Origin of the sequence: Pseudomonas sp. V88_4, from assembly GCF_029967985.1 — a bacterium.
Classification (GTDB): domain Bacteria; phylum Pseudomonadota; class Gammaproteobacteria; order Pseudomonadales; family Pseudomonadaceae; genus Aquipseudomonas; species Aquipseudomonas glycinae.
Window position 1 is genome coordinate 425,891 of sequence record NZ_JASCAF010000044.1, and the last position, 12,850, is coordinate 438,740.

Sequence of the window (12,850 nt, forward strand, 5' to 3'; positions counted from 1 at the left end):
GTACCGCAAAGCCCCGATCCGTCGGGGCTTTTTTGTGGCCGCAGCTTTCTATTGCGCAGCTCAGGCGTTGCCCAGCACCGCTTTGACCGCCGCCACCGAGCGCTCGACATCGGCTTTGGTCATGGCCGTGAACATCGGCAACGACACGATCAGCCGCCCGACGCGCTCAGCCACCGGCAACATGCCTCCCTTGAAACCGCGCTCGCGGTACAGGCTCAGCAGGTGGATTGGCGGGTAGTGATAGCCGATGCCGATGCCCAGCGCCTGCATCTGCTCCATGAACGTGGCTCGCGCCGGCAGGCCGTCCTTGCGCTCCGGCAACACCAGCTGGAACAGGTGCCAGTTGCTGTTGGTGAAGTCGGCTGGCGGCAGTTGTGCGCCGTACGTGGCTTCGAAGTGGTCGCCAAAGCATTTGAAGTAATGGCGAGCCAGTTCCTGGCGATGGGCCGTCAGGGCTTCGATGTGAGCGAACTGGCCGAGGCCAATGGTCGCTGCGACATCGGTCATGTTGAATTTGCCGCCCAGTACATCGACATTCAGACCGTCGAACCCGGTGCGGGTGACGCCTTGCAGGCGATATTTCTCAGCCAGACGCACTTCTTCCGGCGTATTCAGCACCAGGCAACCACCCTCGGAGCAGGTCACGTTCTTGTTGGCCTGAAAGCTGAACGACACGAAATCGCCGGTGGCACCGATGCGCTGGCCATTCCAGCTCGAACCCAGGGCTTGGGCGGCGTCTTCGACGATGCGCAGGTTGTGTTTTTTGGCGATGGCGTACAGCCGCTCCATGTCCACCGGCAGCCCGGCGAGGTAGACCGGAATGACGGCTTTGGTGCGCGGGGTGATGGCCGCTTCCAGTCGATCCAGGTCGATGTTGCGGGTGACCGGGTCGATGTCGGCGAACACTGGCGTGGCCCCCACTTCAAGAATCACGTTGGCCGTGGCCACCCAGGAAATCGGCGTGGTGATCACTTCGTCCCCCGGCCCGATGCCGGCGATGCGCAGGGAGATTTCCATGGTGCAGGTGCCGGAGTTGAACGTGCGTACCGGACGCCCGCCGAAATACTCCGACAATTGCGCCTCGAAGGCCTGGACCTTCGGCCCGCTGGTGATCCAGCCGGAACGCAGGACATCACCCACGGCGGCAATGGTGGCTTCATCGATGACAGGTTTGGAAAACGGCAGAAACGGCTGTTGGATCATGAGGATTCGATCATCCGATGGTTGGACGCGTGTTGCAGGTGCCACAGCATGCCCCGTCTGGACACCCGCCGCCAAGCCGTCCACGACGGTATCCACTGCTATGCTGGTTTGACCGTATTGCATTGACGCCGAGCCGCCAGCCAAGAGAGAGCCCGTCATGTCCCAGTTGCCATCCCTGAGCCAGTTACGCGACCCCCATGCCTTCCTGCGCCGTCACCTCGGCCCCGATGCCGCCGAGCAGCAGGCGATGCTCGACAGCCTGGGCCTCGGCAGCCGGATCGAACTGATCGAGCAGACTGTCCCGCCCGCCATCCGCCTCAACCGCGAACTGGACCTGCCGCCCGCGCTGGACGAGCAAGCAGCCCTGGCGAAACTGCGCGGGTACGCCGAACAGAACCAGGTCTGGACCAGCCTGATCGGCATGGGGTACCACGGCACCCTCACGCCGACGGTCATTCTGCGCAACGTGCTGGAAAATCCCGGTTGGTACACCGCCTACACGCCTTACCAACCGGAAATCGCCCAAGGCCGGCTCGAAGCGTTGCTCAACTTTCAGCAACTGACCATCGACCTCACCGGCCTGGAACTGGCCAACGCTTCGCTGCTCGATGAAGCCACCGCTGCGGCGGAAGCCATGGCCTTGGCCAAGCGCGTGGCAAAGTCGAAAAGCAATCTGTTCTTCGTTGACGAAAACTGTCATCCACAAACCATTTCCGTGGTGCAGACTCGCGCCGAAGGCTTCGGCTTCGAGCTGATCGTCGACGCTGTGGATAACTTGAAGCAGCACCAGGTGTTCGGCGCGCTGCTGCAATACCCTGACACCCACGGCGAAATCCGCGACCTGCGGCCGCTGATCGATCACCTGCACGCGCAACAGGCGCTGGCCTGCGTGGCGGCCGATCTGCTCAGTCTGTTGCTGCTGACCCCGCCGGGCGAACTGGGCGCCGATGTGGTGTTCGGTTCATCCCAGCGTTTTGGTGTGCCGATGGGATACGGCGGGCCGCACGCGGCGTTTTTCGCCAGCCGCGAGGAATACAAACGGGCGATTCCCGGGCGGATCATCGGCGTGTCGAAAGATGCTCGCGGCAATGTCGCGCTGCGCATGGCCCTGCAGACCCGCGAACAGCACATTCGCCGGGAGAAGGCCAATTCGAACATCTGCACCGCCCAGGTCTTGCTGGCCAATATCGCCAGTTTCTATGCGGTCTATCACGGTCCGGAAGGGTTGAAACGAATCGCCCAGCGGGTGCACCGGCTGACCTGCATTCTCGCCGCCGGGCTCGAACGCCATGGCATCCAGCGCCTCAACCAAAACTTTTTCGACACCCTCACGCTGGACGTGGGCGGGGCGCAAACCGCGATCATCGAAAGCGCTCAGGCCGCACAGATCAACCTGCGCATCCTCGGTCGTGGCCAACTGGGTCTGAGCCTCGACGAGGCCTGTGATGAAAACACCGTGGCCAGACTGTTCGATGTGCTGCTGGGCGCCGATCACGGGTTGAGCGTCGATGAGCTCGACGCCGAAACGCTGGCCTCTGGCATTCCCGAAATGCTGCAACGCAGCACGCCTTACCTGCGTCACCCGGTATTCAATGCTCACCACAGCGAAACCGAGATGCTGCGCTACCTCAAGCAGCTGGAGAACAAGGATCTGGCGCTCAACCAGTCGATGATCCCGCTGGGCTCCTGCACCATGAAACTCAACGCCACCAGCGAGATGATCCCGATCACCTGGCCGCAGTTCGCCAATCTGCACCCGTTCGTGCCCCGGGAGCAGGCTGTCGGTTACACGCTGATGATCGAGGAGCTGGAGCGCTGGCTGTGCGCAATCACCGGGTTCGATGCGATCTGCATGCAGCCCAACTCCGGCGCCCAGGGCGAGTACGCCGGGCTGCTGGCGATCCGCAAATACCACGAGAGCCGTCAGCAGGGCGGGCGCGACATCTGCCTGATCCCTTCTTCGGCCCACGGCACCAACCCGGCCTCGGCGCAGATGGCCGGGATGCGCGTGGTGATTGTCGAGTGTGACGACGCCGGCAACGTCGATCTGGAGGACTTGAAAGCCAAGGCGTCCGAGGCCGGGGCCAGGCTGTCGTGCCTGATGGCGACCTACCCGTCGACCCACGGCGTGTACGAGGAAGGCATCAGCGAAATCTGCGAAGTTATCCACCAGCACGGCGGCCAGGTGTACATGGACGGCGCCAACCTCAATGCCCAGGTCGGGCTGGCGCGGCCGGCGGACATCGGTGCCGACGTGTCACACATGAACCTGCACAAGACCTTCTGCATTCCCCACGGCGGAGGCGGGCCGGGCATGGGGCCGATTGGCGTGCGTGCGCATCTGGCGCCATTCGTTGCCAACCATCCGGTGATCCCGATCGATGGCCCGCAACCGCAGAACGGAGCGGTCAGCGCCGCGCCATGGGGCAGTGCGAGCATTTTGCCGATCAGTTGGATGTACATCGCGATGATGGGGCCGCAACTGGCGGATGCCAGTGAAGTGGCGATCCTCGCGGCGAATTACCTGGCGCAGCACCTGTCCGGTGCTTTCCCCGTTCTGTATACCGGTCGCAACGAGCGGGTCGCCCACGAATGCATTCTGGATCTGCGCCCGCTCAAGGCTGCCACTGGCATCAGCGAGGAGGACGTCGCCAAGCGCCTGATGGATTACGGCTTCCACGCGCCGACCATGTCGTTCCCGGTGCCGGGCACCTTGATGGTCGAGCCGACCGAGAGCGAGTCCAAGGCCGAACTGGATCGCTTCATCGGCGCGATGCTGAGCATTCGCGCAGAAATCACCGAGGTGCAGAACGGCAACTGGCCGGCCGAGGACAACCCGCTCAAACGGGCACCGCATACCCTGGCCGATATCACCGGCGTGTGGGAGCGGCCGTACAGCATCGAGCAGGGGATCACGCCGGATGCGCACACCAGGGCGCACAAATATTGGCCGGCGGTGAACCGGGTTGATAACGTCTACGGCGACCGCAACCTGTTCTGCGCTTGCGTGCCGGTGGACGATTACCGTTGATCAGCGGGCAAAAAAATGCCGCTCGTGTGAGCGGCATTTTTGTTTGTCCGGAAGGTTATTCCGACGCCACGGCGTTCTTCGCCAGAATCGCGTTTGCCAGTTCCATGTCCGTTGCCTGCAGGCCGGGGTTGTCGGCGCGGACTTTCTGCATCGCGGCTTCCAGGTACGGGCCACGGATACCGCCGTCGCTGGCGACGAAACTGCCGGCGTCGTCCTGGGCGGCAACGATCAGTTTGTGATCCTTGAAAGTCAGGTAGGTCGAGCCGGTGGTGGCACCGGACGAAATGACGTTACGCCAAAAGCTGTCGGCCATTGCCGAACCGACGGGCAGAGACAGCAGGGCAAGGGTGGCGACAGCAAGTTTGAGACGCATGTTGGGTGACTCCACTGGTGTTGAATAACCGGTTGGATCGCCGTTTCCCCGATCCGGTTCCGTGAGCACTTATTTCTGCTCGCTCTGTGGTGTCACCCGCAGCACTTCCTCAAGGGTTGTCAGCCCGGCCGCGACTTTCTGCGCGCCGGACAATCGCAGGCTGCGCATGCCTTCCTTGAACGCCTGCCGGCGGATCGCGGTGAGATCGGTGTCGGGGCTGATCAAGGCCTTGAGGCTGTCGCTCAGTTGCATGATTTCGTAGACCCCGGCACGCCCGTGATAACCGGTGTCGCGGCACTCCAGACAACCGATGGCCCGTTGCGCATTGCCCGGCAGCGGTGCCTGCCACGGCCGGGTCAGGGTTTGCCAGTCTTCTTCGTCCAGAGTCAGCGGCGCCTTGCAGTGCGGGCAAAGGGTTCGCACCAGTCGTTGCGCCATCACACCGAGCACGGTGGCCTTGATCAGGTAATGCGGCACGCCGAGTTCCAGCAGGCGGCTGATGGCGCTCGGCGCATCGTTGGTGTGCAGGGTCGAGAGCACCAGGTGTCCGGTCAACGCCGCCTGGATCGCCATTTCGGCCGTTTCCAGATCGCGGATCTCGCCGATCATGATGATGTCCGGGTCCTGCCGCATCAGCGCACGCACGCCGGCGGCGAACGTCAGGTCAATGTTGTGCTGGACCTGCATCTGGTTGAAGGCCGGCTCGACCATCTCGATCGGGTCTTCGATGGTGCAGAGGTTGACCTCCGGCGTCGCCAGTTTTTTCAGCGTGGTATACAGCGTGGTGGTCTTGCCGGAACCGGTCGGCCCGGTGACCAGGATGATGCCGTTGGGCTGGCGGGTCATGTCCTGCCAGCGCCGCAGATCGTCGGCGGAAAACCCCAGCTGATCGAAATCCTTGAGCAGGACTTCCGGGTCGAAGATCCGCATCACCATTTTTTCGCCGAACGCGGTGGGCAGGGTCGACAGCCGCAACTCGACTTCACCGCCGTCCGGGGTCTTGGTCTTGACCCGGCCGTCCTGGGGTTTGCGCTTCTCGGCGACGTTCATCCGGCCGAGGCTTTTCAGGCGGCTGACGATGGCCATCGTCACCTGCGGCGGAAATTGATAGACGTTGTGCAGCACGCCGTCGATGCGAAAACGCACCGTGCCTTGCTCGCGCCGGGGTTCGATGTGGATATCGCTGGCCCGTTGCTGGAAGGCGTACTGGAACAGCCAGTCGACGATGTTGACGATGTGCGCGTCGTTGGCGTCGGGCTCCTGATCGCTGGCGCCGAGGTTGAGCAGTTGTTCGAAGTTGCCGAGGTTGCCGCCCTGCGCATCGGCATTGCTGGCGCCGCTGACCGATTTGGCGAGGCGAAAGAATTCCACGCTGAAACGCTGAATGTCCGCCGGGTTGGCCACCACCCGTTTGATCGGCAGTTTCAGGACGTGAGTCAGATCGGCCTCCCAGCCGCTGACGTAGGGCTGGGCGCTGGCCACGGTCACCGCGTCGCGGTCGACCGACACCGCGAGAATCTTGTGGCGTTGGGCAAAGGCATAGGACATCAGCGGCGTGATGGCGGCGACGTTGATCTTCAGCGGATCGATCCGCAGGTACGGCTGGCCGGCCTGCTGCGCCAGCCACAGGGTCAGGCTTTCCAGGTCGAGGTGTTTGCCCGGACGGCTGAGATCGTCCAGTTGCTGGCTGGCGATGAATTCCAGCGGGTGTTTCTGGCCGTGGGCGGCATGCCGACGCCGGGCGTTGAGCGCTTGCTCCGCCGAGTCCTGGCAGATGAAGCCTTGGGCGACCAGTTCACGCAGTACCTCATTGAGATCCAGCCAGCGATCCTGAGTGGCGAGTTGAACGGACATGCGGGCTCCTTTTGAACGACAGTGCGCAAAGGATAGTCGTGGCCCCGCCGACCGTTGGGCCACTACCCGACGAAGACGTTTCGGTTCTTGTCAGCCGGCCGCCTGCGCCGGTGCATCCCACGCCGCGTCGGGGTTTTGCAAGTTCACCGAGCAGACGCTGATCAGGTTACGAAGTTTTTCCGCGATCACCTGGGCGCGGTGCCAGCTCAGGCCACCCATGATGATGTCGATCGACAGCAGATCGTCCAGCCGCTGGACATTGACCTGCTCCGGGGTGAGGCACTGCAAGGCGAACAGGTTCAGCACCCGCACCAGTAAATCCGGCTCGGCCTCGGCCAGGATCTGGTATTGCGCAAGGCAATGGGCGTTGCTGGCGTTCCACACATCGGCACGTGGCGCAGGGGTGTTGACGGCTTCGAGGTGTGGCATGACAGGTCTCCGGAATCAGTGGAGGAATTTTTACATTCGATGCCGGACATTTCTTGTCTAAGATGAGCTGAACCGGCGATTGAACAGGTATATCAATTCGCCGCTTGATGAATTTGAGGATTATTTATGCATAGCGACCTGGACGGCTACGACCGGCGCATTCTCGCCCTGCTGCAAGAGGACGCTTCCTTGTCCAGCGCACAGATCGCCGAGCAGGTGGGCCTGTCGCAGTCGCCTTGCTGGCGGCGGATTCAGCGGATGAAGGAGGAGGGGATCATTCGGGGTCAGGTGACCTTGCTCGATCGCAAGAAGATAGGCCTGAACACGCAGATCTTCGCCGAGATCAAACTCAACGCCCACGGCCGTTCGAACTTCACTGAGTTCACCGAGGCGATTCGCGGCTTTCCCGAAGTGCTGGAGTGTTACGTGCTGATGGGGGCGGTGGATTTCCTGCTGCGGATCGTCGCGGCGGACATCGAGGCGTATGAGCGGTTCTTCTTCGAGAAGCTGTCGCTGGTGCCGGGGATTCAGGAGGTGAACTCGATTGTGGCGTTGTCGGAGATCAAGTCGACGACCAGTTTGCCGGTTTGAGGTGAGGCTGTTGGCCTCATCGCTGGCAAGCCAGCTCCCACAGTTGGAATGGATTTCCCTGTGGGAGCGAGCCTGCTCGCGAAGGGGTGTTACATACGCAGCAGCATTTTCCAGGCGCGATTCTGGTACACCGCAATCGCCTGATGCTTGCGTGCATCGAGCAGTTCGTCGGTGATGGTCGGCTCGTTGGCCAGTTGCGCCAGTTTGTTCAGCTCGCCGTACAGGCGATCCATTTCCGGGATCTCCAGCACGTTGCGCGCGTGATGCAGCCAGACCTGGATGCGCTCGATGCGCGGCAGTTGCTCGGCCAGATCTTCCGGCTGCTGCTGATAACGCTGCAATTGCAGCGAAGTGGCTTCTTCGCCCAGCAGGCGCGGCAGCCAGCTTTGCAACTGCGCGGCACCCTGGCGGTTGCCACGGGTGTTGCGGTCAGCGGTCCAGGTGCGGGCCAGCAACCAGCGCGAAGCGTTCAGCGAGAACAGGCCCCAGCGCGGATCTTCCAGTTCTTCGAGGAACTGTTCCGGCGCGGCTTTGCGCACGTCTTCGTCTTCGATGCCGACCTGTACCAGCGGACGCCAGTCTTCCAGCAGGGCATCGAGGGCAACGCGCAGGTCGTGGGTCGACGGACGTGGTGCGGCCTGGCCGAGGCTGCTGAGCAGGGCGCGCATTTCCGCGAGGTTCTCGACCCAGTCCTGCAGCAGGCGCCAGTGGCCGTTGAAGCGATACTGTTCGGCCAGACGCTGGCTGCTGCCGAGCAAGTGCCAGGCCAGGGCGGCGAAGGCGTCGTCCAGCGGGGTTTCGGCGGTAATGGCCGGCGCCGGCAGGCTCAGCGAGTAGCTGTTGGCATCGTACAGGCGGTAGCCGCGCTCGGCCTTACTGATGTCGCACGGCATCAGGGCCAGGGTTTCGGCCAGTTCGGCGGCCAGTTCCAGCAACGCGGCAGGCTCGCCTTCGCGCAGTTCCAGCTCCAGCTCACAGATTTCTTCTTTCTGTTTGCCGACTACCACGTGGCCCAGATCCAGCGCGGCTTCGATGACCACTTTGGTCTTGCCACGGCCCCAGGCGATTTCGGCGCGTTCGCGGACGAAATCGGTGGTGAAGATCGGCTTCAGGGTTTTCTTGTCCAGCTCGGCGAGGGACTCGGGCCAGCATTCGCCGTCGAGTTTCTTCACGTCGAGCTTGGCTTTGGGCAGGTTCCAGTCGTACTCGTTACGCTCGGACAGGCCGGCGACGCTCTGGCCACGGGTCTTGAGGGTCTGAATCACCTCTTCGCCGTCCTTGCGCAGGCGCAGGGCAACCTTGGCCCGGGCCAGGTCACGCTCAGGCGTGTCGAAGTACTGATTCATCAACTCACGGCGTTCCCAGCCACTTTTGTTGCGTTTTTTCAGGAGAGGGTGCTCGCGCAGAGCGGCGAGGGTTTCGCGGCTGACGCGGAGTTTGATTTCGGTTTCTTTCTGCATGGCCGGAAAATCCAGGATCGGGAGCGCAGCCGGGGGAATGTGTGGCTGCCAAGGCCGTGCAGTGTACAGGACTGAACCTTCCTACGCTTTGCGGCGGTTTATTCTCGGCGCCGGATGGTTCTATGATGGACTTCAATCCGGGAGTTGGAGTCAGCGATGCCTTTGCCATCCATGCAAGACCAGTTCGCTGCACTGATCGCCGCGCCGTCGGTCAGTTGCACCCAGCCGAACCTGGATCAATCCAACCGGGCGGTGATCGATCTGCTCGCCGGATGGCTGGGAGATCTGGGCTTCAGTTGCGACATCCAGCAGGTCAGCCCCGGAAAATTCAATCTGCTCGCCAGTTTCGGCAGCGGCCCCGGCGGGCTGGTGCTGGCCGGACACAGCGACACGGTGCCCTACGACGATGCGCTGTGGAAAACCGACCCGCTGAAACTCACCGAAGTCGATGGTCGCTGGGTCGGTCTCGGCAGTTGCGACATGAAGGGCTTCTTCGCCCTGATCATCGAAGCCGTGCAACCGCTGCTCGACCAGCCGTTCAAGCAACCGCTGCTGATCCTCGCCACCTGTGATGAAGAAAGTTCGATGTCCGGTGCCCGGGCGCTGGCCGAAGCGGGGCGCCCGCTGGGCCGGGCGGCCGTGATCGGCGAGCCGACGGGGCTCAAGCCGATCCGCATGCACAAGGGCATCATGATGGAGCGCATCGATATCCTCGGGCAGAGCGGCCATTCGTCGGATCCGCGCCTGGGGCACAGCGCCCTCGAGGCGATGCACGACGCCATTGGCGAGCTGCGCGGCCTGCGCCTGCTGTGGCAGCGTGAATTCAACAATCCGCAGTTCAGCGTGCCGCAGCCGACCATGAACTTCGGCTGTATCCACGGTGGCGACAACCCCAACCGTATCTGCGGCCAGTGTTCACTGGAGTTCGACCTGCGGCCGCTGCCGGGGATGGACCCGAAAATCTTGCGCAGCGAGATTCTGCGCAAGCTGAACCCGGTCGCCGAACGGCATAAAGTAAAGATCGATTACGCACCGCTGTTTCCCGAAGTGCCGCCGTTCGAGCAGGCCGAAGACGCGGAACTGGTGCGAATTGCCGAAAAACTCACGGGCCACACGGCCGAAGCGGTAGCGTTCGGCACCGAAGCGCCTTATCTTCAGCGCCTTGGCTGCGAAACCATCGTGCTCGGCCCCGGCGACATCGCTTGTGCGCACCAGCCGGACGAGTACCTCGAAATGTCACGTTTGCAGCCTACCGTGCATCTATTGCGGCAGTTGATCGAACATTACTGTCTCAAAACTGTATAAATTGCCCACACACCCACCCGTATTCATGAGGAGAGCGCGCGTGTCGCCAAGCCTGTTCCGACGATAACCATCAGCCCGCTGTGCGTTTTCCGTTTCGCCCCTTTTCCGGCTGCTATTTATTACAGGCCCAGGTTCATGCCCGAATACGTCAATTGGCTTCGCCACGCGTCTCCTTATATCAATGCTCACCGCGATTGCACCTTCGTCGTCATGCTTCCGGGCGACGGCGTCGAGCATCCGAATTTCGGCAACATCGTCCATGACATCGTATTGCTGCACAGCCTCGGCGTGCGGCTGGTGCTGGTTCACGGTTCCCGTCCACAGATCGAAACTCGCCTCGCCGCCCGTGGCCTGACCCCGCATTACCACCACGGCATGCGCATCACCGATGCCGCGACGCTGGAGTGCGTGATCGATGCGGTCGGCCAGCTGCGCATCGCCATCGAAGCGCGACTGTCGATGGACATGGCCTCGTCGCCGATGCAGGGCTCGCGTCTGCGGGTGGCCAGCGGCAACCTCGTGACGGCCCGGCCGATCGGCGTGCTGGAAGGTGTCGACTATCACCACACCGGCGAAGTGCGCCGGGTCGACCGCAAAGGCATCAACCGTCTGCTCGACGAGCGCTCCATCGTGCTGCTGTCGCCGCTGGGTTATTCGCCAACCGGCGAGATCTTCAACCTGGCCTGCGAAGACGTCGCCACCCGTGCCGCCATCGATCTGGGCGCCGACAAGCTGCTGCTGTTCGGCGCCGACCTCGGTCTGATCGACGAAAACGGCAAGCTGGTGCGCGAGCTGCGCCCGCAACAGGTGCCGGCGCATTTGCAGCGTCTGGGCAGCAACTATCAGGCCGAACTGCTGGATGCCGCCGCCGAAGCCTGTCGTGGCGGCGTGGCGCGCAGCCATATCGTCAGTTATGCCGAGGACGGCGCGCTGCTGACCGAACTGTTCACCCGTGACGGTGGCGGTACGCTGGTGGCCCAGGAGCAATTCGAACTGGTGCGCGAGGCGGCGATTGAAGACGTCGGCGGTTTGCTCGACCTGATCAGTCCGCTGGAAGAGCAGGGGATTCTGGTGCGTCGCTCGCGCGAAGTGCTGGAGCGTGAGATCGAGCAGTTCAGCGTGGTCGAGCGTGAAGGGATGATCATCGCCTGTGCGGCGCTGTATCAGATTGCCGATTCGGATGCCGGCGAGCTGGCGTGCCTGGCGGTGAATCCCGAGTATCGCCATGGCGGTCGCGGCGACGAATTGCTCGAGCGCATCGAGACCCGTGCCCGGGCGCAGGGCCTGAAGACTTTGTTCGTCCTCACCACCCGCACTGCCCACTGGTTCCGCGAGCGCGGTTTCGAACCGAGCAGCGTCGAGCGCCTGCCGGCCGCGCGGGCTTCTCTCTATAACTATCAGCGCAATTCGAAGATCTTCGAAAAGTCTCTGTGATGTGTAATTGCCCCCACGGGATGCGTGGGGGCAATCGTTTTACTCCGCGACAAATTTCGCACTGACATACGGCGAGTAGTCAGGCAACACGCTTTCGACCTTGCCCTGCTCCTTCAAAAACTTCGCCGTCTCACCAATCGCTTTCGCCGTGCCGCCGTCCAGCAGCGCCGTGGTCTGTTGTGCCTTGGCGTCCGGGAAGGCCGAACCCGCGAGCAATTCCGGAACGTCGGCAGCATTGGCACCGGTCAGTTTGGCGATTTTCTGCACAGGCACCGAGTCGGCCGTCCAGCTGTCTTTATGGGCGGCGTAATCAGCGAACGAGTCCAGGGTCACCTTGGCGAACTTGGCCACGACTTCAGGATGCTTCTCGGCAAAGTCCTTGCGCGCTACCCAGACTTCGAAAGTTGGCGCGCCCCATTGGCCGACCTGAGCAGCATCGGTCAGGGTCTTGCCGGTCTTGCGGATTTCACCCAGCGCCGGCGACCAGACAAAGGCGCCGTCGATGTCGCCACGTTTCCAGGCCGCCGCGATTTCTGCGGGTTGCAGGTTCACCACTTTGACTTTCGAGGTGTCGAGGCCCCAGTGCTTGAGCGCGCCGAGCAGGCTGTAGTGGGAGGTGGAAACGAAAGGTGTGGCGATGGTCTTGCCGATCAGGTCTTCGGGCTTGTTGATACCACTGCCGTTACGCACCACCAGCGCTTCGGCGGCATTGATCTGCGCCGAGACGATGAAGGCAACGATCGGCAGATTGCGCGAAGCCGCAGCGGCCACCGGGCTGGAGCCGAGGTTGCCGATCTGCACGTCGCCGGAGGCAATGGCTGTCACTACTTCCGGGCCACTGTTGAAACGGCGCCAGTCGATTTTTTCGCCTATAGCCTTCTCGTAGACGCCGTCGGCCTGGGGGACTTTGCTTGGATCGATGCCGGTCTGGTAGCCGACAGTGAGGCTGGAAGCATGGACAGAAAAAGAAATCAGCGCTGACACACAAACTGTAACAAATTGACTAGATAGTGCGCGTTTGGCCATCATGGCGTCGCCTTTTTGATAGGGATTGACGAATCGGGGTTGCGTCAAAGCTAATCGATCTAAAAAAAGGCTAATAAATACCATTTAGTAATGAGCTTAGTCGCCGATACGCTGTATCCCGGTGAAGATGGCAAATGGCTGGCC

At 62.2% G+C, this 12,850-nt stretch carries 10 protein-coding genes; 4 read left to right on the plus strand and 6 right to left on the minus strand.

Features of this window, described 5'->3' with window-relative positions:
* Positions 1-60 precede the first annotated feature (60 nt).
* Positions 61-1,203 carry a DegT/DnrJ/EryC1/StrS aminotransferase family protein gene (locus QLG12_RS23170; RefSeq protein WP_282475285.1) on the minus strand — a complete coding sequence of 381 codons (1,143 nt, stop codon included), beginning with the start codon at positions 1,201-1,203 and terminating at the stop codon, positions 61-63.
* Between the two features lie 157 nt (positions 1,204-1,360).
* On the opposite strand from QLG12_RS23170, the gene gcvP reads away from it, so the two are divergent.
* Positions 1,361-4,234 (plus strand): aminomethyl-transferring glycine dehydrogenase, encoded by a 2,874-nt coding sequence (gene gcvP, locus QLG12_RS23175; protein WP_282475286.1) that lies wholly within the window; start codon positions 1,361-1,363, stop codon positions 4,232-4,234.
* A gap of 55 nt (positions 4,235-4,289) precedes the next feature.
* Here gcvP and QLG12_RS23180 read toward each other — a convergent pair whose 3' ends face one another.
* From QLG12_RS23180 to QLG12_RS23190, 3 genes are all read right to left on the minus strand, one after another.
* Positions 4,290-4,607, minus strand: a complete 318-nt coding sequence (locus tag QLG12_RS23180) for a DUF2388 domain-containing protein (protein ID WP_007951791.1) — start codon at positions 4,605-4,607, stop codon at positions 4,290-4,292.
* Positions 4,608-4,676: 69 nt separating this feature from the next.
* Entirely contained in the window at positions 4,677-6,461 is a 1,785-nt protein-coding gene (locus QLG12_RS23185) for a GspE/PulE family protein (protein ID WP_064379973.1), read from the minus strand.
* Positions 6,462-6,551: 90 nt separating this feature from the next.
* Positions 6,552-6,890 (minus strand): hypothetical protein, encoded by a 339-nt coding sequence (locus tag QLG12_RS23190; protein WP_197867150.1) that lies wholly within the window; start codon positions 6,888-6,890, stop codon positions 6,552-6,554.
* Between the two features lie 126 nt (positions 6,891-7,016).
* Here QLG12_RS23190 and QLG12_RS23195 point away from each other — a divergent pair, with 126 nt between their 5' ends.
* On the plus strand, positions 7,017-7,481 hold the full coding sequence (locus QLG12_RS23195) for an Lrp/AsnC family transcriptional regulator (protein WP_197867151.1): 465 nt from the start codon (positions 7,017-7,019) through the stop codon (positions 7,479-7,481).
* Between the two features lie 89 nt (positions 7,482-7,570).
* Here the strand turns inward: QLG12_RS23195 and QLG12_RS23200 are convergent, their stop codons facing one another.
* Entirely contained in the window at positions 7,571-8,941 is a 1,371-nt protein-coding gene (locus QLG12_RS23200) for a CYTH domain-containing protein (RefSeq protein WP_007951783.1), read from the minus strand.
* Between the two features lie 156 nt (positions 8,942-9,097).
* On the opposite strand from QLG12_RS23200, the gene argE reads away from it, so the two are divergent.
* Positions 9,098-10,246, plus strand: a complete 1,149-nt coding sequence (argE, locus tag QLG12_RS23205) for an acetylornithine deacetylase (protein WP_197867153.1) — start codon at positions 9,098-9,100, stop codon at positions 10,244-10,246.
* A gap of 135 nt (positions 10,247-10,381) precedes the next feature.
* Positions 10,382-11,680: an amino-acid N-acetyltransferase gene (gene argA, locus QLG12_RS23210; protein WP_007951778.1), complete on the plus strand. Its 1,299-nt coding sequence runs from the start codon at positions 10,382-10,384 to the stop codon at positions 11,678-11,680.
* A 39-nt stretch (positions 11,681-11,719) separates the two neighbouring features.
* Here the strand turns inward: argA and tauA are convergent, their stop codons facing one another.
* Positions 11,720-12,709 carry a taurine ABC transporter substrate-binding protein gene (tauA, locus tag QLG12_RS23215; protein ID WP_282475287.1) on the minus strand — a complete coding sequence of 330 codons (990 nt, stop codon included), beginning with the start codon at positions 12,707-12,709 and terminating at the stop codon, positions 11,720-11,722.
* Between the last annotated feature and the right edge of the window lie 141 nt (positions 12,710-12,850).